We start from the raw sequence: 21,309 nt of genomic DNA on the forward strand, positions 1-21,309 counted from the left end.
CTATCAAATCCGCATTGGTTCTCACAGTATATAGCAATCCACACTTATGGATTATGCAAATACAATAATCGTTATTATATTTCCACTCCCCTCATTTTTTTCACCAACCACTTGTGAATTGCGTATGTTCATACACGTCGCAAAAGAAATCAGTCGCGCGAGAAAGGAGGGGGACGGAGGAGACCCGGTTCGCAGGCCAGACGTCGCACGAGACCGCTGTCAACAGCATCTTCCACTGGCCTCACGGAAGCTTCTCGGAATCGTCCCAGGCACTGACTGTCGGACATCGATAGGGAGATGGGATAATGGACGAACTCAACGCCATTGTCACGAACGTAAGTGACGTCGTATGGAACGTGCTGCTTCTCTGGCTGCTCGTGGGCACGGGCGTCTACTACTCCTTCAGGACGCACTTCGTGCAGGTGCGCCACTTCGGTCGCGCCATGAAGCGCGTCTTCGGCAACATCAACATGAGCGGCGAGAAGGCCGGCAAGGAGGGCATGAGCTCCTTCCAGGCGCTCGCCACCGCCATCGCCGCGCAGGTCGGCACCGGCAACATCGCCGGCTGCGCCACCGCGCTCATCTCCGGCGGCCCCGGCGCCATCTTCTGGATGTGGCTGGCCGCCTTCTTCGGTATGTCCACGATCTACGGCGAGGCCTGCCTCGCCCAGAAGACCAAGACCCGCGACGAGGACGGCAACGTCATCGGCGGCCCGGTCTACTACATCCAGGAGGCCTTCAAGGGCAAGCTCGGCCGCGGCCTCGCCACCTTCTTCGCGATCGCCATCATCCTGGCCCTCGGCTTCATGGGCATCATGGTCCAGTCCAACTCCATCAGTGACGCCTTCAACTCCGCCCTCGGGACGCCCACGTGGCTGGTCGGCCTCATCGTCGCCCTCGTGGCCGCCTTCATCTTCATCGGCGGCATCAGCCGCATCGCCTCCGTCACCGAGAAGATCGTCCCCGTCATGGCGACGATCTACATCGTGGGCGGCCTAATCGTCCTCGCCATCAACTACCGCAACCTCCCCGCCGCCTTCGCCTCCATCTTCGTCGGCGCCTTCAACCCGAGGGCCCTCGGCGGCGCCGTCGCCGGCAAGACCGTGCAGATGGCAGTCCGCTACGGCGTCGCCCGCGGCCTGTTCTCCAACGAGGCCGGCATGGGCTCCACGCCTCACTCCCACGCAATCGCCAAGGTCGACAAGCCCCAGCAGCAGGGCGAGGTCGCCATGGTCGGCGTCTTCATCGACACCTTCATCGTCCTGACCATGACAGCGCTCGTCATCCTCTCCTCCGGCGTCCTCGACCAGTGCATCACCGACGGCATGACCGGAACGCCCGTCGCCCAGGAGGCCTTCTCCAACGCCTTCGGTGGCTTCGGCCCCATCTACGTCGCCATCTGCCTGATGTTCTTCGCCTTCTCCACGATCGTCGGCTGGTACTTCTTCGCAGCCCAGAACGTGAAGTGGCTGATCGGCAAGAAGGCGCTCAAGGGCTTCGCGATCCTGGTCACGATCTTCGTGTTCCTCGGCTCGCTGCTCAAGGTCGAGCTCGTCTGGAACCTCGCCGACCTCTTCAACGGCCTGATGGTCTTCCCGAACCTCCTCGCTCTCCTCGCGCTCTCCGGTACGGTCGCGAAGATGGCCCACGAGGACGAGGTCGCGGATGAGAGGGCCAAGAAGTAGGCCCCGTCCGACCGACGCGCCCAAAGGCACCACGGACAAGAGCGGAGGGTCCCTCGGGGCCCTCCGCTCTTCTGTGGCCAGACCTTGCGCCGCATCGCTAATCGAGCTCTATTCTCGTCACGTCGTCGACCGCTCAGGATTTAATAACAACCGTTAGTCATAACAAAACTAATGTGCTTCCTATCTCGCATTTTTCAATCGGTGATGTGCGATTTCGGCAACTAGAATATTTCATAGATATTTCGGATGATCCGGCCAGGAGAGACCGCGCGAGCGGCGCCGAAGGGGACGCGAAAACTCTCAGGCAAAAGGACTGGTCGGGGACGAAACCTCGGAGAGGCGAAACGCCACCGAAGAAGCAATCCGGGCCGTTCCTGGCACGGAGAATCTTTCAGGTACACGACGAGGGCAGCCGATGGGCGCGAAGGACGCCCTGTGGCACGACCACGTCGGAAGGTACCTGCATGAGCGCGCAATTCCCTGTGATTCCCAGCTCGCACAAGAAGAAACCAAGGCTCCGTCTCGGCCGCAGACGGTAGCAGAAGGCCACGCGCCCTTGCGCGAAGGCCCCCTCCTCTAGAGACAATTTTCAGTTTTCTGCAAAGTGAGGAACTTGTAACCAACTTGTTCCTCTGGGTTTGCTTAGCTGTAAATTCCATTGTTTTGCATGCATTTAATATAATATGCCAATTCTAGAAAAGTTGGGACTGTATTTTCAATAATCAGTGATACATTTCCGCTCACCTAGTAGTTTTCTAATCGGAAAAGAATTCGGATAGATTCATTAATGGCAAGCGCGGAGGTGCAAGACGCGTCAGAGCCGATCGAAGAAGGAAGGAGGCGCCAGAGGTGAAGTCCGCGGTCATCGTCACCAACAACCCGCTGGTCGTCCGGAAGCTCTCGGACAGGTTCGAAGTCAGCTTCGAGGAGCAGGGCTACCTCGAGCTCCTCGAGAGGGTGCGCGACCTCGTCCACAAGGGCGCGGTCCTTCTCACCCACCCGCAGGCGGGCAGCATCAAGCCGGGAGAGACCCCCTACCGGACGGTCATGGTCCGCATGCCTTCGGCAGGCGCGCAGGTCGACGCCGAGTCGCTGTCCCTCATCGAGTCCGCAATCGCCACGACCCGGAAGTTCCCCGTGAGGATGCGCGAGTTCCGACCGGGCTCGCTGGAGGACTTCCAGCTCGTCGACTACTCGCTCATCAGCAGCGCGGTGGAGTCGGCGACCCAGTGTCATTCCTAAGGCATACAGGCGGGGAGGTGGCAGTCACCGTCCCCGGTTGTAGATAGCACGTGCAAGAGGATCGAGTGTAGGAGGAGGTACCTAGAGTGAAGCTGGAACTCGGAAAGATTTTCATCAAGGACATCCAGTTCGCCCCAGAGTCCAAGATAGAGGATGGCATCCTCTACGTTAACGCCGACGAGCTCACCGCCGTCGCCATGACGGAGGAGAAGCTCAAGAGCGTGAGCTTCGACATCGCCAGGCCCGGCGAGTCTGTCCGTATCACCCCGGTCAAGGACGTCATCGAGCCGCGCGTCAAGGTCGAGGGCCCCGGCGGCGTCTTCCCCGGCGTCATCAACAAGGTCACCACGGTGGGCAGCGGCAAGACCTACGCCCTCAAGGGCATGGCAGTCGTCACCGCCGGCCCGATCGTCGGCTTCCAGGAGGGCGTCATCGACATGTGCGGCCTCGGCGCCGAGTACACGCCCTTCTCCAAGACCATGAACCTCTGCCTCGTGGCCGAGCCCGTCGACGGCGTCGAGAAGCACGAGTACGAGGAGGCCGTCCGCCTCGCCGGCCTGAAGGTCGCCACCAAGATCGGCGAGCTCGCCCGCGACCTCACGCCCGACGAGGTCGAGACCTACGAGACCCCGGACATCGCCGAGGGCATGAAGCTCTACCCCGACCTGCCGCGCGTCGCCTACGTGCAGATGCTCCAGAGCCAGGGCCTGCTCCACGACACCTACGTCTACGGCGTCGACGCCAAGAAGATCCTCCCCACGATCCTCTACCCGACCGAGATCATGGACGGTGCGATCATCTCCGGCAACTGCGTCTCCGCGTGCGACAAGAACCCGACCTACGTCCACGAGAACAACAAGGTGGTCGAGGAGCTCTACAAGCAGCACGGCAAGACCATCAACTTCGTCGGCCAGATCATCACCAACGAGAACGTCTACCTCGCCGACAAGGAGCGCTCCTCCAACCAGACCGCCAAGCTCTGCCGCATGCTCGGCCTCGACGCCGTCATCGTCTCGCAGGAGGGCTTCGGCAACCCCGACACCGACCTCATCATGAACTGCAAGAAGATCGAGGCCGAGGGCGTCAAGACCGTCATCATCACCGACGAGTACGCCGGCCGTGACGGCAAGTCCCAGTCCCTCGCCGACGCCGACCCCGCAGCCGACGCCGTCGTCACCGGTGGCAACGCCAACGAGCTCGTCCACCTGCCCAAGCTCGACCGCGTCATCGGCACCCTCGCCTACGTCAACAAGATCGCCGGCGCCTCCGAGAGCACCCTGCAGCCCGACGGCTCCCTCGAGGTCGAGCTCCAGGTCATCACCGGCGCAACCAACGAGACCGGCTTCGGCACGCTGAGCGCACGCTAAGGAGGTAAGAAGTCATGGCAAAGATTCGCGTCATCCACTACATCAACCAGTTCTTCGCCCAGATCGGCGGCGAGGAGAAGGCCGACTACCCCGTCGAGTTCCGTGACGGCGAGAAGGTCGGCCCCGGTCTCGCCCTCTCCGCGGGCTTCGGCGACGAGGCGGAGATCGTCGGCACCATCATCTGCGGCGACTCCTTCTTCAACGAGCACATCGACGAGGCCTCCGCGCAGATCATCGACATCCTCAAGGAGCACAAGCCCGACCTGTTCGTCGCCGGCCCCGCCTTCAACGCCGGCCGCTACGGCGTCGCCTGCGCCACCATCTGCGCCAAGGTCCAGGAGGAGCTCCACATCCCGGTCCTCACGGCCATGTACGTCGAGAACCCGGGCGTCGACCTCTACAAGAAGGACGTCTACATCGTCCCGACCAAGAACAGCGCCGCCGGCATGAGGGACGCCGTCAAGAAGATGGTCCCGCTCGCGCTCAAGCTCGCCAAGGGCGAGAAGATCGGCGCCTCCTGCGAGGACAACTACATCAACCAGGGCGTCCGCGTCAACTTCTTCGAGGACAAGCCCGGTGCCGCCCGCGCCGTCGACATGCTCCTGAAGAAGATCTCCGGCAAGCCCTACACCACCGAGTACCCGATGCCGTCCTTCGACCGCGTCGACCCCAACCCGCCCGTCACCGACCTCGCCCACGCCAAGGTCGCCCTCGTGACCTCCGGCGGCATCGTCCCCAAGGGCAACCCGGACCACATCGAGAGCTCCAACGCCTCCAAGTTCGGCGAGTACGACATCACGGGCGTCGAGGACCTCACCGCCGACACCTACGAGACCGCCCACGGCGGCTACGACCCCACCTACGCCAACGAGGACGCCGACCGCGTCCTGCCCGTCGACGTGATGCGCGAGTTCGAGAAGGAGGGCCTGATCGGCTCCCTCCACAACAAGTTCTACACGACCGTCGGCAACGGTACCGCCGTCGCCTCCGCCAAGAAGTTCGGCGAGGAGATCGCCAAGCGCCTCAAGGCGGACGGCGTGGACGCCGTCATCCTGACCTCCACTTGAGGCACCTGCACTCGTTGCGGTGCAACGATGGTCAAGGAAATCGAGCGCGCTGGTCTCCCCGTGGTTCACGTCTGCACGGTCACCCCGATCTCTCTCACGGTCGGCGCGAACCGCATCGTCCCGGCGATTGCCATTCCGCACCCGCTGGGCAACCCCTCCCTCCCCGCCGACGAGGAGAAGGAGCTCCGTCGTCGCCTGGTCAAGAAGGCGCTCCACGCCCTCGAGACCCCGGTCGACGGCCAGAAGGTCTTCGAGGACTAGTACCTCCGCACGTCCAGGGCGGCGAGTGCTCGCTCGCCGCCCTTTTCGGGCCCGCGCACGTGGCGCCTTGGCCCGCATAACATTCTGCACGGCTTCCCCAACGTACGACCAGTTCAACCCTGTAAATGACGGGCGCAGCTGCGTTTTTGGGTTCTCATTGTTTGATTAGGCTTACTCATCTTGGCCGCAGACTGTGCCGTGCACCTGAGAATGAATTCGAGAGGACGACATGGACGCAGCTACCATCGTTTCTAACGTATCGAACTTCATCTGGAACTCCATCCTGCTCTGGCTGCTCGTGGGCACGGGCGTCTTCTACTCGATCCGCACCCACTTCGTGCAGGTGCGCCACTTCGGGCGCGCCATGAAGCGCGTCTTCGGCAGCGTCAACCTGAACGGCGAGAAGGCCGGCAAGGAGGGCATGAGCTCGTTCCAGGCGCTCGCCACCGCCATCGCTGCGCAGGTCGGCACCGGCAACATCGCCGGCTGCGCGACCGCGCTCGTCGCGGGCGGCCCCGGCGCCATCTTCTGGACCTGGGTCGCGGCCTTCTTCGGCATGGCCACGATCTACGGCGAGGCCTGCCTCGCGCAGAAGACCAAGACCCGCGACGAGGACGGCAACGTCATCGGTGGCCCGGTCTACTACATCCAGGCCGCATTCAAGGGCAAGCTCGGCCACGGCCTCGCCACCTTCTTCGCTATCGCGATCATCTTCGCCCTCGGCTTCGCGGGCATCATGGTCCAGTCCAACTCCATCGGCCAGGCCATGAACTCGGCCTTCGGCGCTCCCGTCTGGATCGTCGGCCTCATCGTCGCCGTCCTCGCCGGCTTCGTCTTCGTCGGCGGCATCGGCCGCATCGCCTCCGTCACCGAGAAGGTCGTGCCCTTCATGGCCCTCGCCTACCTCGTCGGCGGCATCGTGGTCCTCGTCATCAACGCCCAGAACATCCCCGCCGCCTTCAACGCCATCTTCGTCGGCGCCTTCAACCCGAGGGCCCTCGGCGGAGCGTTCGCCGGCATCAGCGTGAGCCAGGCCATCCGCTTCGGCGTCGCCCGCGGCCTGTTCTCCAACGAGGCCGGCCTCGGCTCCACGCCCCACTCCCACGCCATCGCCAAGGTCAAGCAGCCCCAGGAGGAGGGCGAGGTCGCCATGTTCGGCGTCTTCGTGACCTTCCTGATCGTCACCCTGACCGCCCTGGTCATCCTGACCTCCGGCGTGCTCCCCGGCTGCATCGAGGGCGGCATCACCGGCACGACCGTCGCCCAGGAGGCCTTCCGCCTCGCCTTCGGCAACTTCGGCCCGCAGTACATCGCCATCTGCCTCGCGTTCTTCGCCTTCTCCACAATCGTCGGCTGGTACTTCTTCGCCGAGCAGAACGTGCGCTGGCTGATCGGCAACAAGGCGGTCAAGTTCTTCACCGCGCTCGTCATCGTCATCATGTTCCTCGGCTCGCTGCTCAAGGTCGAGCTCGTCTGGAACCTCGCCGACCTCTTCAACGGCCTGATGGCCTTCCCGAACCTGCTCGCCCTTCTCGCCCTGTCCGGCATCGTCGCCAAGCTCGCCCTGGACAAGGAGACGCCGGACCTCTCTCCGGACGCCGATAAGGCGGAGGAGAAGGAGTAGGCTTCGCCTGCGTTCCCAGGCACCGACCGGCACCCGCTGCCGGGCTTTGCACCCGAGGCGGGGAGGGACTTCCCTCCCCGCCTTTTCTGTGCCTCGCGGGATTGTGCGACAATGGGCGCGCAACTACGTCGAGGGCCCGCACCCGGGGGCGGCCAGCCGCGCCAGCAGGCGCCGGCGGCCGCGCCACCGGTGCGCCCGGGGGGAGGATGAGCATGCAACCGCCTGTCGTCACCATGTTCGGGGGGCACTCGTTCGTCCTCTTCTACAACCCCCGCGAGGACAACGGCTGCCTCAGCAACTGGTACGAGGCCCCCTTCGTCCTCGACGGCCGCGAGTTCGCCAACGTCGAGCAGGCCTTCGTGTACCTCAAGGCGATGCACTTCGGCGACGAGGCGACGGCGAACCGCGTCTTCGCCATGAGCGATCCCCTCTACCTGCAGCGGATCAACAAGCAGGTCACCCCCTACGACCGCAGGGAGTGGCTCGCGGTGCGCGAGTCGGTCATGCGCCGCTGCGTGGGCGAGAAAGTCGCGCAGGTCGAGGGCCTCGCGGACTTCCTGTGCTCCACGGGCGACGCCACCATCGCCGCCTGCTCGCCGCGCGACCGCTACTGGGGCAACGGCTGCGACCCCCTGAGCCTCTCCCGCCTCGTCCCAAGTGAGTGGCCGGGCAAAAACGTCCTGGGCTCCATCCTGGAGGACCTGCGCGCCACTCTGAGCACGGCCGAGAAGGACGCGCAGCCCGCGGTGCAGCCCGCTGCGCAGCCCGAGCCCGATGGCGAGACCGACCTCGATGCGACCGCCGTTGACTCGGAGGCCGTCGCATCGAACGAGGTGGCGGTCCCTGCCGTCGGTGAGGGCTCGGAGGGCTCCCCCGCCGGCTCGCCCGCATCCACGAGTTCCGGCTCCCCGTCCCCCGAGGGCGAGGGACCGACGGCCGCACCCCCGAGCGCCAGGCCCTTGTCGCAGGCGACGGGCGAGGGCGCGCTCCTCAAGAGGCTCGTCGCACGCTACCTCGGCAACCTCACCGCCGACAACCTCGACAGGCTCGTCTCCGGCCTGAGCGCGGCCACCGTCGTCGTCCCCGTGACCCCCGTCGCCGAGGGCACGGACGGGCCGGACGGGACGCCCGACCCCGAGGCGCGCTTCGCCATCGAGCGCGACGGGCGTCGCGTGCGGCCCAACGTCCTGCAGAACGAGCAGGGACAGCGCTGGTTCGCCGTCTTCACGGGCGCAGACGAGGTCCCCGGCGCCGCGTCCGGCGAGCAGGAGACGGTCGAGCTGCCCATGACCGAGTGCGTGGAGATGGCCCGCACCAGGGGCGACGCCCTCGGCATCATCGTCAACGCCTTCTCGGACTGCCTGACGCTCACGCCCGAGACCTGCCTCAGGGTCGCCGAGGTGGCGCGTCGCGGCAGCGAGCGGCCGCTCGAGGCCTGACCGGCGCCAGGTCCTTCTCGCCCGCCCGGACTTTCCCACCGCTCGAAAGCGGGTCGCTGTGCGACGTGCGCCCGCGGGTATCAACCTGGACGAGCCTGGCCGCGCCACGACGAGGCGCGGCCGCATCCGTCCGGGAGGGGGTCCACCATGCGTGAGGTTCGGATCGACGAGAGGGACTTCGCGGACGAGGGCGCGCTCGGCGCCTACCTTGAGGAGGAGCTCGACCTCCCCGCAGGCAGCCTCGTCAGCCTCGCCGCGCTCGAGGGGCGGCTCGACGGGATCTGCGAGCCGACGCACGTCACGATCGTGCGGCCCATCTGGAACCGCGCGACGTGGTTCGACAAGGTGAGCACCGTGTTCGAGCGCGCGTCCGGCGGCAACTTCTACCTCACCGTGGACGTCAACTCCGAGGACCCGGCGGACTCCGTCGAGGCGCACGCGAGCGCCGAGGCCGCCCTCAGGCGCCTGCGCGAGGGCAACGAGCAGTACGTCGGCGCCCACCACGCCAACGGCGACGTCTCCGACGAGCTCATCTCCCGCCTCTTCGAGGAGGGCCAGCACCCCTTCGCCTGCGTCATCTCCTGCTCCGACGCGCGCGTGGTGCCCGAGCACATCTTCATGTGCGGGCTCGGAGAGATCTTCTGCATCCGCACCGCCGGAAACATCGTCGGCCCCTCGGAGCTCGCGAGCGCCGTGTACGCCTGCGCCCACCTGCACACGCCGCTGCTACTCGTGCTGGGCCACACGCACTGCGGCGCCATCGACGCTGCCATGCACGGAGGCTCGCGCGGGCCGGTAGGCTTCATCACCTCGAAGATCTCCGAGACCATCGGCGAGGAGCTCGACCCGCTCAAGGCGGCCGAGAAGAACGTGCGCGCCGGGATGGCGACCCTCTCTGCGGACCGGGACCTCGCGGCCCTCGTGGACGCGGGCGAGCTCGAGATCCGAGGCGCGCTCTACCTCACGCACTCGGGCAGGGTCAGCTTCCTCGAGTAGGACGGACACGCGCCGCGCTACTTCGTGCCGTTCTCGACGCTGTCGGCAGAGAGGGCCGTCGGCCAGACGGCACCCTCGGGCATCTGCGCCGTGCCGGTCGCGATGTCCTCGGGAACGTCCGGGTCGGAGGCGAGCAGCTCGGAGAGGGTGACGAAGCGGTAGCCCTGGTCCTGCCACGCCTTGATCACCTGCGGCAGGGCCTCGAGGTCCTGCTCGCGCGCACCGCCCCCGTCGTGCATGAGGATGATGGAGCCGGGCTCGTAGTAGCTCGTGGCGCCTGCCACGATCTGGCTGACGCCGGGCTGCGCCCAGTCCCTGGTGTCGTGCGACCAGTACGTCGCGATCGAGACCCTGCCGCCGGAGTAGAGCCAGACCCTGGGGTCGATCGAGCCATAGGGGGGCCTCAGCGTGGAGACGGAGAGGCCGGTCGCGTCGGTGATCGCCGAGAGCGAGTCAGAGAGCTCCTGCTGGACCTCGGGCTCGGTGAGGGTCGTGAGCTGCTTGTGGTCCCAGGTGTGCGTGGCGACCTGGTTGCCCTCGGAGATGGCGCGGCGCACGGAGTCGGGGTACTCAGACACCTGCTCGCCGATCAGGAAGAAGGTCGCCTTGGCGCCGTACTGGTCGAGGATGTCGAGGTAGCGCTCGGTGTAGACGGACGGTCCGTCGTCGAAGGTGAGCGCGACGAGCTTCTCGCCGTTCGCGGGCTTCGGCGTGGCGCGCACGACAACCGCGTCCTGCCTCTGCTGGACCTGCACCTCGACCGTCTTGCCGGAGACGGAGCCCGTGCGCTCCTCCGTGATGCCGGGGTAGCCCCACTGGGAGACATAGAACACGATGCCCTGGGTGCCGGTGGTCCTGAGCTCGGGCTGCTCGGTCCGCTGCGCGGTGGCGTACTCCTCTGTCACGTCGTCTCCGTCCGTAAAGGTCAGGCGGTCACCGGCCCTCACGGCGCAGGTCGCCGCCTGCGCGGGGTCGAGCGCCTGGGCGTCCGCTCCGTCGCGCTCGAGCGTCGCCTCGTAGGCGTCCTCGGAGCCGGCGGTGAGGACGCTCCCGTCGACGGCGAGCAGGTCTCCGGCGGAGACCTGCGGGGACGCCTGCCGGAAGACCTCGTCCACGGTCGAGCCGCGCCTCACGCGCACCTCGGAGCCGTTCACCGTCACGCCGAAGGGGAGGTTGGCCGCGACGGCGACGCCCACGACGGCGACGACGGCGAGCGCCGCCACGACGACGAGGGCCACGAGGGCCCGTCGGCGCGGGCGGCGACGGCGTCTCCCCATCTCCCGGTAGGAGTCCGGGTCCCTGAAGTGGGCGGCCGTGTGCTGCTCGTACCCGCGCTTCCTCTTCGCCATCGTCACGCCCTTCTCGCAGGGGCCCATGCCACCGGGGCACGGGGCCGCCTCCTCGTACATTCTGATATGGGAACCATTCTATGCGAGCGACGGCCGCCCTGCCCGCGGATTCGCGCCCCTCTCGTTGCGCTATCCTCGGAACCTGACGACGCGACGGACGGACGCGAGGGGGACACCATGGAGAAGGACGTGCGGCAGGCCGAGGCTACGGGCGCTCCTAAGGCTGCGGCCCCCTCCGCCGCGGCGGGCGCCCCCGACTACCCCCTCCTGGCGAGGAGCCTCGCCTCCCTCGCGGAGGGCGAGCCCCACTGGCTGCCGACGCTCGCGAACGCCTCGGCGCTCCTCTGGGAGAGGCTGCCACGGCTCAACTGGGCAGGGTTCTACCTGATCGACGACAGGGGCGACCTCCTGCTCGGCCCGTTCCAGGGCAGCCTGGCCTGCGTCCGGATCAAGCTCGGCTCCGGCGTCTGCGGCACCGCGGCCGCCGAGGACCGGACGCTCCGCGTGCCCGACGTCCACAGGTTCGCCGGCCACATCGCCTGCGACGCGGCCTCCAACTCAGAGATCGTCGTCCCGCTCCACGACGGCACGGGCGCCGTCGTGGGCGTGCTCGACCTCGACTCGCCTATCCTCGACCGGTTCTCGCCCGAGGACCAGGCGGGACTCGAGCTCTTCTGCCGGACCCTCGAGCGCTGCTGCAGGCTCTCCTCGCTCCCCCGCGCCTAGGGCGCGGACGTGCTGGCGCCCGCCGGCGCGCAAAGCGCGTCTCGGCACCGGCGGACGACGGGGGCGCACTGACGCTGGCAGCCCCTACTGGCAGCACTCCTCGACCCAGGCGATGAGGTTGTCCTGCGCGGTGCCGGTGCGCTCCGCGAGGACGTGGCCCTGGCCCCAGACCGGCGTGAAGGCGACGTCCTTCACGCCGTCGTAGTGGCTGAGCGCGAGCGCGAGGTTCGCCTCCGAGCACAGCGAGGTGTCCGTCTGGAAGAGGCCGGAGTTGATGCGCCAATGTGGCGCGACCGTTGCCTTGCCGTAGCCGTCGTAGGCGCCGCTCAGGTAGAAGAGCGGGTTGAACATCTTCACGCGGGTCGCCATGTCGTTGTCGAGGGAATCCTTGCGCACGAGGTCGCCCGACCAGTCGGTCACGTAGGCGGCGTCCCACCCGCTGCCCGTCGCATAGGTGTCCTGGTTTGCGGCCAGAAGCTCCGAGATCTGCTGGCTATAGTGCAGAGACGACGCGTCGTTGATGCCGAAGAGCTGGTTGGAGTAGCTGGAGCGGTCGGTCGCGTCGAAGGCGCAGACCTTCTTGGTCGGCTTCTTGAGGTGCGTCACGAAGTCGCCGACGCTGGAGATGCGCACGGTGCCCCTGCTCTGGTTGTACGTGAGCCAGCGGGAGTCGCCGTTGAGCGCCGCGACGTACTCCTCCGCCGAGCCGTACACCACGGACTGGACCTTGGTGCCCGGCGTGGCGCCCGCTGCGGTCGCGTTGTTGGAGCTTGCGGCGTCGGGCGCGGAGGCCGCGTCGCCCGAGCTGGCGCTGCCGGAGGCGCCGGCAGCGGCGTCGGCGGCGGCCTCCGCGGTCGCCTGGTCGTCCGTCACGGCGTCGACCTCGGTCGTGCCGGAACCGGTGCTCTGCAGGTTGGGGTCGCCGGGGAACGAGGCCGTGGTCAGGCGCTGCGGCGTGTAGGTATAGGGGAAGGCGGTGCCGGAGAAGAACGCCTTCGCTGCGTCCTCGAGCTCGGTGAGGAGGTAGGAGTAGTACGTGCCGTCCGCGTAGACCTCGCCCGAGGTCTCGTCCAGGGTCAGCGCCTGGTCGTCCGAGTCTCGCAGGTCGCAGCCGTTCACGAAGGAGGCGTAGGCCGCCGCGAGGTCGTTTGAGAGGAGCTTGGTCCAGGTGCCGTCGGCGCGGGTGTCCTCGCTGGCGTACTGCCCCATGTTCCACTCGTAGGCGGCATCGGCCGTGTCGTAGGAGAGGATGGGGCACCACGAGGCCGAGCCGAACGTGGCGTCGGAGAGGTTGTTGCCCTCCGCGTCGTGCGTGGCCGCGCCGATCTTGTCGAGGTAGGTGCCGTACTGCTCCGCGTCGCCCGCGGAGCCCAGGAGCGCCGAGACTCCGCCGCCGGCGCCGAACCCGAAGGTGAAGATACGGTCGGGGGCGAAGGGGAGCTTGGAGGCGTTGTAGCGCAGGTAGCGCACGGCGGCCTTTAGGTCGACCACGGGCCATGGGGCGCCGCCAGGGTAGACGTCCTTGGAGCCGCTCTCGTAGCCGGAGCTCCTCCCCCTGAAGCCGGCGTACACGTAGACGAAGCCCGCCTTGAGGTAGGCGTCGAGGCCGTTGTAGCTGTAGGCCGTCGGGCTCGCCTGGGGCGACAGGTTGCCCGAGTTTATCGGCATGAGGACCGGTGCCGTGGCGGGCGTGAAGCTCCCGACCTTGGCGTCGGGGTTCACGGTGCAGGTGTAGGTGTCGCCCTTGGCCGTCACGCTGAAGTAGGCGCCCGGCACGAAGATCGCGAGCGACTGGTAGGCCGTCGCGACCGGGGTCTTGCAGTACACGAGCCCGAGCTGGTAGTAGACGTCGTTGGTGGAGTCGTACTTCCAGGCGCCCTCGTCGAGCTTGAGCTTCTCGAACTCGTTGAGGTCGACCTGGGGCTGCTGGGGCTGCTCGGCGTCCGACGACTCCGGCTGCTGCTCCCGCAGGTTGGCGCAGGCGCCGAGGCCGAGCGCCGCCGCCATCGCAGACAGCCCAACGAATTCTCTCCTGGTGCAGCCCATGGATCCTCCTACTTCATCCGCCTATGCCCGCAGGGGGGCCTCCCGCCTTGCCCTCCAGGACGAATCTCTCCGAGCCTAACGCACGTTTCGTCACACCATTCTAATCCCTGCCCCGCACGGAGGCGGCATGGGCGCGGGGATGCTCACACATCCGGGACGAGCGTCGGGGCCTCGCCTTCACCCCGGGCTGTTTTGCGCAATGATGGAACCCTGGTGCGACGGGGTGCCCCGCCGGGGCGCCCCGGGACGAGGGAGGAGGTCGCGTCATGCTCTTCAGGTCGGGCCACACGGGCGACAACGATTCCCGCGGAGGCGGCAGCGCGGGCGCGGGACGGGAGAAGGGCCACGCAGGTTCTGGCGACGCCGGACGGGGCGGCGGCGAGGCGCTGCGTCGCCTGCGTCTGAGGTTCACCGGCCAGGTCCAGGGCGTCGGCTTCCGCTGGAACTCGCAGCGGGTGGCGCGCGAGGTCGGGTGCACGGGCTGGGTGAGAAACGAGTGGGACGGCAGCGTCCGCATGGAGCTCCAGGGGACGGACGAGCAGGTCTCCGAATTCTTCGGGCTCTTCTCCAAGGCCTACCGCCAGTACCCCATCGAGTACACGATCCCCGAGAAGGAGGAGGTGCCGCCCGTCGAGGACGAGCCCTCGTTCAGCGTGCGGTACTAGGCGGAGAGGAGGCGTCGTGGCGACATTCGAGACGGGCGACTTCTCGCTCAGAGCGATCGCGGACTCGGGCCAGGTCTTCACGTGGCGCGAGCTCGGCCGCGGCCGGGCGGACGCCCGCTACCTCGTAGCCTCCGGGACGAGGCGCTGCGTCGTCTCTCAGCGCGGGCCGAAGGTGGTGGTCCTCACGCCCTCCGGAGGGCAGCCGAGCCCGTCGTCGCTCTCGTACTGGAGGCGCTACCTCGCCCTCGACGTCGACTACGGGCGCCTGCTCGACTCCCTCCCCCTCACGGACGAGCAACGCGCGGCCAGCGCGGGCATCCGCGTGCTGAGGCAGGACTGGTGGGACGTCTCGGTCGCGTTCACGATCTCGCAGAACTCCAACATCCCGCGCATCCAGCACGCGGTCTTCTCGCTCATGGATACCGGAGGCGGACGCATTCCCGCCCCTCGGCAGCTGAGCCGGCTCCTTCGGGACGAGGGCTTCGCGGCCGGGCTCAGACTGGGGTATCGTCTTCCCTATCTTCGTGCCCTGGCCGGGCGCGCCACCGGCTGGCGGCCCCGCTGCCTCTCGGAGAAGGACGTGCCGCTCGCGGAGCAGATGGCCGAGCTCGAGGAGACGCCGGGGGTCGGCCCCAAGGTGGCAAGCTGCATCTGCCTGTACGGGCTCGGCTACCTCGAGGCGGTCCCGCGGGACACTTGGATCAAGAAGGCGGAGCGCGCCTACGGCATCGAGTGGGACCCCACCTTCGGCGGGGTCCAGCAGCAGTACGTCTTCGCCTGGATTAGGGGCGCGGGCGCAACCCTCGGCTGAGGGTGGCCAGCCCGGTCAGTTTGGAGGAAGCCATGAGCAAGGTCATCTCGCTCTCCGAGGTAGTCGAAGCCAACCAGGAGCTCGAGAGGGCGAACGTCCCGTGCAAGGTGCACCTGAGGGACGCCTGCGGACGACAGACCCTGTGGCTCGAGCCATCGGGCGACAACCTCAATGCGGCCGTCGTCGCGGGCCGGGGCTTCGTTCGGGCGTTCTTCAAGGCAAAGGGCTACGAGCTCGAGTTCGACCCCGTCGAGGGGATCAACTTCTGGGCGAGGTAATGAGGCCGGCTCGCGCGGGACGACCGCACGGGGCCTCACGCGGAGCGTCCGCACAGGCCTTACGTAGAGCGACTCCACAAAGCTCAGAAAAAAGTCCCGAATCCGTTTGACACTCGCTCGAAGTCTGGTATATTAAACGAGCTCGAAGAGAGCACTTCGGCTGGGTAGCTCAGTTGGTAGAGCAGGGGACTGAAAATCCCCGTGTCAGGGGTTCGATTCCCTTCCCCGCCACCACAAAGACGCAGGTCAGAGGCTTGTCCTCTGGCCTGCTTTCTTTTTGCAGACTACCTTGCAGACAAGGAATCAACCTCGGTCGTTGAATCAGGGGGCGTAGTGCCCGTCCTCTCCCCCTAGAAAAAAGCTCAGGACAGATGCTTCGGCCGCCGCCCTTCGTCCGAATGACCTACGGCGCAGCCCAAGCCCCTCGCCCGCATGCCCGGGCCGCGCCGTCGCGACCGCCTTGCGCTCGCCTACTCCACGTCCTCAACAAGAGGGCTCTCGGACTCGCGGACGTCCTTGTCCTCGCCCACGCGCGAGAAGGCCTTGGAGAAGACGAGCCTGCTCACGGGGCCCGCGGCGAAGACGTTCCAGAGCAGCGCCATCGGAAAGTTCTTGATCACCGTACCCACCCAGATCGCAGGGAGCTGCGCCAACGGCATGCCGCCGAGGACGACGTTGAAGAGGATCGACGCGACCATGCTCATGGTCGGGCACATGACCAGCACGGTGCACCCCGAGCGGACGAGGCCGCAGAGGAAGGCGTTGTCGCGAGCGGGGTCTACCAGACCGGCGGACAGGCGCGCGCCTGCACGGGTGCCCCACAGGTTCGAGAACAGGAAGACGAAGAGCCACATGTACGAGGCCTCCACGAGGGCGCCCAAGAACACGTCGTTCGTCATGTTGGAGAAGCCGCCGGGCATGGTCGGGATGCCCGCCTTCCAGGCGACGTTGTACACCTCCATGCCATACGCCATGGTGATCGACATCAAGATCCCGAAGATGGCCCCCTGGGCCTTGTTCCTGGGCATGCGAACTCCCCTTCCGCGGTCCCCCGCATCGGTCGCGCGACTCAGGGTCACGTGACGAAAAAAGCGTGCAGCCCGAGGGCTGCACGCTTTGCCTACTACAAGAGTCCCCGGCCGGGTCGCGTCACGGACGCCGACGGTGGGGGCCTTGCGCTACACGCAAGCCCCACCTTAGCACCCGCCGCGCGGACGTTGGGGGAATCTTCACATTCGAGCGACGCCCCTCCGTAGGGCGCCGCGCACGCGAAAAGGCACCCGCCAGGTGACTCGCCCCCACCAGGGGCTGCGGGCACGACCCAACCTTGGAGGTTCCCCGACGCCATCGCGCGCTAAGACTATAATGCATCCCGTCAATGAGCAGCCACGAGCGTAAGTCCGATTGATCGTGGCCGTGCTCCTGGCGCTTGCGCCTCCGCGACCACATGGGCATCTGTCCGAACCCGGTCGACATGGAGGTAAATCGGCATGCAACCCACCCAGGAGGAGAAGCCCCACGGAGACGAGTGCTCTCGGGCGCAAGCCGCCGTCACGCCTGCGGCAGCAGCCCATGCACCCAGGCTCTGGAACAAGGACCTCGTCCTCATCATCCTCGTGAACCTGTGCGTGTTCACCAACCACATCATGTGCCTCTCCACCTTCCCGTTCTTCGTCCAGAGCCTCGGGGGGACCGAGGCCGTGGCCGGCGCCTGCGCCGCGTTCTTCTCGCTTATAGCTGTCGTTGTGAGGCCCTTCGTGGGCTGGTGGCTGGACAACGGCGTTCGCCGCGCCGCACTCGTCATCGGGCTGCTGCTCATGGGCCTCGCGCCCCTCGGGTACGCCCTCGTCCCCATGCTCTCGGTAGCGATCGTGCTTCGCATGACGCACGGACTCGGCCTGTCCTTCTCCAACTCCACCACGGCGACGGTCGCGTCAGACGTGATCTGCAGGCCACGCTTCGCGGAGGGCATGGGCTACTTCGGCATGGCGACCGCCCTCGCGTCGGCCATCGCCCCCGCCCTCGGCCTCTCGCTCATGGAGAATCTCGGCTTCGCCGTCCTCTACGTCACAGCCGCGCTCATCGCGCTCCTGGGCCTCGCGCTCTTCGCGTTCGTACGCGCGCCGAAGGTCGACGTGCCGCACAAGAAGCTCGACGTCAGGCACGTCATCAACCGCGACTCGCTGCCCGCCACCGTGACGATGCTGGTGTTCATGGCGACGTTCGGCGCGCTTGAGAACTTCGTCGCCATCTTCGCGGCCGAGAAGGGCCTGCCCTCCGGCTCGCTCTACTTCGTGGTGATGTCCGTCATGCTCCTGCTCGTCCGCGTCTTCCTCGGCAGGCTGGTCGACGAGAGGGGCGAGGCCTTCTTCGTCTACAGCTGCAACGCGTCGATGCTCGTCGCCCTGCTCCTCCTGGCGCTGGTCCCCAGCACCCCGACCTTCCTGCTCTCGGCGGCGCTCGCCGGCTACGCCTTCGGCGGACTGGAGCCTTCGCTCCAGTCCATGGCCGTGCACACCTCGACCGACGAGACCCGCGGCTCGGCGAACTCCACCTTCCTGTGCGGCTACGACATCGGCTACGGCATCGGCGGCGGCATCGCCGGCTCGCTCATCACCGGGCTCGGCTACACGGCCATGTGGTCGGCCATCTCCCTCGCCTGCATCGCGTCCGTCCTCCTCTACGTGCTCTGGGCACGTCACAGCGACACCAGCTTCAGCAAGCTGATCGCGGAGCGCAAGACGAGTAGGTAGCGGAGCGGCCCCGAGGTCGCCCAGGCTTCGTCTCGCAGGAGCCGACATCCCGGGGAGTGAGGGGGCCGGTCGAGCGTCCGACCGACCCCCTCTCGTCCGTGCCGCGCTGGGCCCGATGGCGAGCGACCTGGCGCTAGAAGGCGCCGCCACCACCGCCTCCGCCGAAGCCGCCGCCTCCGCCCGACGAGAAGCCGCCGCCCCCGCCGCCGGAGGAGCTGTCGGAGGACTTGGCGAGCGCCGCCATGGACACGCTGTGCGCGCTCTCGCTGACGGCGTTGAAGGCGGAGAGGGGCGCGGGACCAGAGCCCGGGGCGTGGTAGCACCACCAGAAGGAGGGGGCGTAGTCGTCCAGCTCGGACACCATCTCCGGGGCCGCGACCCTGAGCTGCTCGATGACCTTGTCCGAGACGCCGAGCACGACCGCCATCACCAGGAGCCTGTCCCAGAGCACGACGTCGCGGGGCCAGGCCTCCTCGAGGCGCGTGAAGTCCTCGAGCCAGTTACGCAGCGCCTTGAGCTTCGCTCTCAGCTCGATCGCCTCGCGCGACATCGGCCGGAGCCCGAGCGACAGCAGCGCGCAGGCCACGGCGGAAACCACGGGCACCAGCGAGACGAACATGAGGCCGTCCGAGCCGAACCAGAGCCCCAGGAGGAAGGTCACGACGACCAGGACGACGTCCAGGGCGCAGAGGAGCATCAGCGCGACCGAGTGCGTCTTGCCCTCGTCCACGAAGAAGCCGCGGGTCTCGCAGCCGGCGGACACCATGTCCATCCAGTCCTGGTAGGCCTCCCCGTACTTCTCCGGCCTTCTCCTCGAGGCCCGCTCGAAGTCGGAGAAGCGCACCGAGGCGCCCCTCTCCCGGCTGCCTTCGCCGGTCGCCCAGCGAGCGACCTTGTCGAAGACGAAGCCGAGCGTCTTGACGTCGACCTCGTGGGCCACGGACCCGGCGGACCCGAAGGACTCCGGGGAGGCCTCGTCGGGGAACCCCCTGAGCACCAGCCGGTAGTCCTGCTCGGTCCTCTCGCGCAGGAAGCCCTTCCTGCTGACCTTCTCCACGTCGAGGTCGACCGCGTGCATGCTGGTGAGCCGCATGAGGGAGGCCGTGAACTCCTCGCCCCTCGGCTTGCCCGCGTTCAGGAGCGCGCCCAGGACGGCGGGATGGTCCGCCGAGGGGACGTCCCTGAAGTACTTGTCATCGAACTGCGGCCTGTGGCTCCTCCTGTAGAGGACGCGGGCCCAGATCGCGTAGGCGAGCGTGAGGAGGGAGACCACAATGGGCACCACGCCCGCGACGGTGGTGACGACGCGCGCCGTCGCCCGTGCGCGGTTCGCCTCCTCGGCGGCAGCGGCCTCCTCGGAGAGGATTGAGTCGAGCCTCGCCTCTGAGGAGGGCTGTGCGGCGGAGAGCCACTCGGCGGGGAAGATCACCCGGGCCTCGGCGTACTCGTCAGTCCCGACGCCGGGCGCCGTGTACACGACGTCGTTGCCGGAGAACTCCACCGAGCCGTCCAGGGGGCCGTGGCCCCACGCCCTCACGTTGTCCCCGGCGGCGACGGACTGCCCCGCGGGCACGGGGAGGTGAATCGTGCAGGTGACGTTTCTCGACTCGACGTCCCAGCCGTCCGAGACGAACTTCCAGTAGAGCTCGCCCGTGTCCGACCAGCGAGACGCCAGGTCGGTGGCCGTGTAGTCGATGCGGAACGAGGCCGACTCGTCCTCGTGCGCGGAGTAGAGCTTGACCTTGACGTAGGAGGGCTCGTCGGTGACCTCGTAGGTCCCGTCGAGACCGGAGTCCGACTTGGTGAACTCCTGGTACGCGCCGTTCTCCACGATGCCGACGGAGCCTATCTCGACCCCGACCCGCCGGCCCTCGTAGTCGCCCTTCGGGATCTTCCAGTACACGCCGTGGAAGGACCCGTCGAAGTCGAAGGTGCGCGTCTCGGACACGGACACGGACCCGTCGTCGGCAACGGTCGCGTCGATGTCGACCGAGTCTATGGAGTAGTCCTTCGCCCACGCGGCTCGGGTCGGCAAGGCCACAAGGACGCCGAGCAGGACGAGGAGCGCGGCCAGGCGCCGCAGGGAGAGCCGGTGGGAAGCTGGGGTCACCTTCATCGGTACCTCCAATGCCACAGGGAACCTTGGGCAAAGGATATCAGAGTGCCGGGCGGGGACGGGAGCGTGCGGACCTGCGACGCCCGTCCCGGCACCAGCACGTCAGCGGAGCCTCACGAGGGAGACGCGGGCCCCACAGAGCTCGAACCCCTCGCCAGGCAGGAGCCTCGCCACGTCCGTGACCAGCCTTCCCCCGAGCCTCACCGGGTTCGTCGACCCCAGGTCCTGCACGACGGCGCCCGCGTCGGCGGGGACGACCCTCACGTGGCGCCTCGACACGGAGGGCGAGTGCAGGACCACGTCGCACGACTCGCCCCTGCCGACGACGAGGCCGTCCTCCCCGAGGGGGACCACCACGGTCGCGTCTCCGGTCTCGACCCTGAGGCCGAAGCGCGTGGGAGGCCGGCCGGTCGGGGGAGCGGCCGCGCACGACGGCTCGCACGGGCGCCAGCCGTCCTCGTCGAGGGGGGCGGGAGGGAGCCCCGCGTCCCAGGGCTCCTCCGGGGCTGCGTCCCAGGGGCCCTCCAGGGGGTTGTCCGGGGAGTCGCCCCGACCCTCCACGTCCAGACCATCGCCGGGCCCCGCCGGAGATCCGCCGGCGCCCGCGCCCCATCCGGCCGGCTCCTCGCGCGAGGGGCCCATGGCCGCCGCCCCCTCGGACGGGAAGGCCCCCTGCGGGCGCGCGACGGCGCGCGACGGCTGCCCAAGCGCCACCCCTTCCGAGCCCCCGCCGCCCGAGCGCCTCCTGAAGTCGTAGAGGCAGCCGTAGCACACGTCCATGTCCGCGAATAGCCGCTGCCCGCAGCAGGGGCACACCTTCGTGAGGCCCGCCTCCGACGCCCCGTCACCGCCGGGGACCCGCACGTCCTCCCTACCCATCCGTC

Annotated in this window: 17 protein-coding genes, 1 tRNA gene and 2 riboswitches; of the genes, 13 read left to right on the top strand and 5 right to left on the bottom strand. The window is 67.5% G+C overall.

What is annotated here, in order from left to right:
- The first annotated feature begins 305 nt into the window (after positions 1 to 305).
- The 7 genes from VXJ25_RS06740 (at position 306) to VXJ25_RS06770 (ending at position 9,681) form a co-directional block, all read left to right on the top strand.
- Positions 306 to 1,685, top strand: a complete 1,380-nt coding sequence (locus VXJ25_RS06740; RefSeq protein ID WP_330958444.1) for an alanine/glycine:cation symporter family protein — start codon at positions 306 to 308, stop codon at positions 1,683 to 1,685.
- Positions 1,686 to 1,931: 246 nt separating this feature from the next.
- Positions 1,932 to 2,011: riboswitch (glycine riboswitch) on the top strand.
- 3 nt (positions 2,012 to 2,014) lie between these two features.
- Positions 2,015 to 2,093: riboswitch (glycine riboswitch) on the top strand.
- 441 nt (positions 2,094 to 2,534) lie between these two features.
- Positions 2,535 to 2,927: a GrdX family protein gene (locus tag VXJ25_RS06745; RefSeq protein WP_330958445.1), complete on the top strand. Its 393-nt coding sequence runs from the start codon at positions 2,535 to 2,537 to the stop codon at positions 2,925 to 2,927.
- Positions 2,928 to 3,013: 86 nt separating this feature from the next.
- Entirely contained in the window at positions 3,014 to 4,294 is a 1,281-nt protein-coding gene (locus tag VXJ25_RS06750) for a glycine/sarcosine/betaine reductase component B subunit (protein ID WP_330958446.1), read from the top strand.
- A gap of 14 nt (positions 4,295 to 4,308) precedes the next feature.
- On the top strand, positions 4,309 to 5,622 hold the full coding sequence (grdB, locus tag VXJ25_RS06755; RefSeq protein ID WP_330958447.1) for a glycine reductase complex selenoprotein B: 1,314 nt from the start codon (positions 4,309 to 4,311) through the stop codon (positions 5,620 to 5,622).
- A gap of 229 nt (positions 5,623 to 5,851) precedes the next feature.
- Complete coding sequence (locus VXJ25_RS06760; RefSeq protein WP_330958448.1) at positions 5,852 to 7,246, top strand: alanine/glycine:cation symporter family protein; 1,395 nt, start codon at positions 5,852 to 5,854, stop codon at positions 7,244 to 7,246.
- Positions 7,247 to 7,458: 212 nt separating this feature from the next.
- Positions 7,459 to 8,685, top strand: coding sequence for an NADAR domain-containing protein (locus tag VXJ25_RS06765; RefSeq protein WP_330958449.1), 1,227 nt, complete (start codon positions 7,459 to 7,461; stop codon positions 8,683 to 8,685).
- Positions 8,686 to 8,832: 147 nt separating this feature from the next.
- A complete protein-coding gene (locus tag VXJ25_RS06770; RefSeq protein WP_330958450.1) occupies positions 8,833 to 9,681 on the top strand; it encodes a carbonic anhydrase in 849 nt (282 codons plus the stop codon).
- 17 nt (positions 9,682 to 9,698) lie between these two features.
- On the opposite strand, the gene VXJ25_RS06775 is transcribed toward VXJ25_RS06770, so the two are convergent.
- On the bottom strand, positions 9,699 to 11,030 hold the full coding sequence (locus VXJ25_RS06775) for a polysaccharide deacetylase family protein (RefSeq protein ID WP_330958451.1): 1,332 nt from the start codon (positions 11,028 to 11,030) through the stop codon (positions 9,699 to 9,701).
- 177 nt (positions 11,031 to 11,207) lie between these two features.
- On the opposite strand from VXJ25_RS06775, the gene VXJ25_RS06780 reads away from it, so the two are divergent.
- Positions 11,208 to 11,756, top strand: coding sequence for a GAF domain-containing protein (locus tag VXJ25_RS06780; protein WP_330958452.1), 549 nt, complete (start codon positions 11,208 to 11,210; stop codon positions 11,754 to 11,756).
- 84 nt (positions 11,757 to 11,840) lie between these two features.
- Here the strand turns inward: VXJ25_RS06780 and VXJ25_RS06785 are convergent, their stop codons facing one another.
- Positions 11,841 to 13,802 (bottom strand): subtype A tannase, encoded by a 1,962-nt coding sequence (locus VXJ25_RS06785; RefSeq protein WP_330958453.1) that lies wholly within the window; start codon positions 13,800 to 13,802, stop codon positions 11,841 to 11,843.
- Positions 13,803 to 14,068: 266 nt separating this feature from the next.
- On the opposite strand from VXJ25_RS06785, the gene VXJ25_RS06790 reads away from it, so the two are divergent.
- The 4 genes from VXJ25_RS06790 to VXJ25_RS06805 all read left to right on the top strand — a co-directional run bounded on the left by VXJ25_RS06790 (position 14,069) and on the right by VXJ25_RS06805 (position 15,790).
- Positions 14,069 to 14,467 (top strand): acylphosphatase, encoded by a 399-nt coding sequence (locus VXJ25_RS06790; RefSeq protein ID WP_330958454.1) that lies wholly within the window; start codon positions 14,069 to 14,071, stop codon positions 14,465 to 14,467.
- A 16-nt stretch (positions 14,468 to 14,483) separates the two neighbouring features.
- A complete protein-coding gene (locus VXJ25_RS06795; RefSeq protein ID WP_330958455.1) occupies positions 14,484 to 15,278 on the top strand; it encodes a DNA glycosylase in 795 nt (264 codons plus the stop codon).
- Between the two features lie 32 nt (positions 15,279 to 15,310).
- Positions 15,311 to 15,556 (top strand): RDAC family protein, encoded by a 246-nt coding sequence (locus VXJ25_RS06800; protein ID WP_330958456.1) that lies wholly within the window; start codon positions 15,311 to 15,313, stop codon positions 15,554 to 15,556.
- Between the two features lie 158 nt (positions 15,557 to 15,714).
- A tRNA-Phe gene (locus VXJ25_RS06805) sits at positions 15,715 to 15,790 on the top strand.
- Between the two features lie 236 nt (positions 15,791 to 16,026).
- Here VXJ25_RS06805 and VXJ25_RS06810 read toward each other — a convergent pair.
- Entirely contained in the window at positions 16,027 to 16,584 is a 558-nt protein-coding gene (locus VXJ25_RS06810) for a hypothetical protein (protein ID WP_330958457.1), read from the bottom strand.
- A 462-nt stretch (positions 16,585 to 17,046) separates the two neighbouring features.
- Between VXJ25_RS06810 and VXJ25_RS06815 the strand changes: the two genes are divergently transcribed.
- Complete coding sequence (locus tag VXJ25_RS06815; protein WP_330958458.1) at positions 17,047 to 18,309, top strand: MFS transporter; 1,263 nt, start codon at positions 17,047 to 17,049, stop codon at positions 18,307 to 18,309.
- 133 nt (positions 18,310 to 18,442) lie between these two features.
- Here the strand turns inward: VXJ25_RS06815 and VXJ25_RS06820 are convergent, their stop codons facing one another.
- Positions 18,443 to 20,443, bottom strand: coding sequence for a DUF2207 domain-containing protein (locus VXJ25_RS06820; RefSeq protein ID WP_330958459.1), 2,001 nt, complete (start codon positions 20,441 to 20,443; stop codon positions 18,443 to 18,445).
- An 84-nt stretch (positions 20,444 to 20,527) separates the two neighbouring features.
- Positions 20,528 to 21,304 carry an FHA domain-containing protein gene (locus tag VXJ25_RS06825; RefSeq protein ID WP_330958460.1) on the bottom strand — a complete coding sequence of 259 codons (777 nt, stop codon included), beginning with the start codon at positions 21,302 to 21,304 and terminating at the stop codon, positions 20,528 to 20,530.
- Between the last annotated feature and the right edge of the window lie 5 nt (positions 21,305 to 21,309).

It is taken from the genome of Olsenella absiana, from assembly GCF_036408855.1.
GTDB classification, from domain to species: Bacteria; Actinomycetota; Coriobacteriia; order Coriobacteriales; family Atopobiaceae; genus Olsenella_K; species Olsenella_K absiana.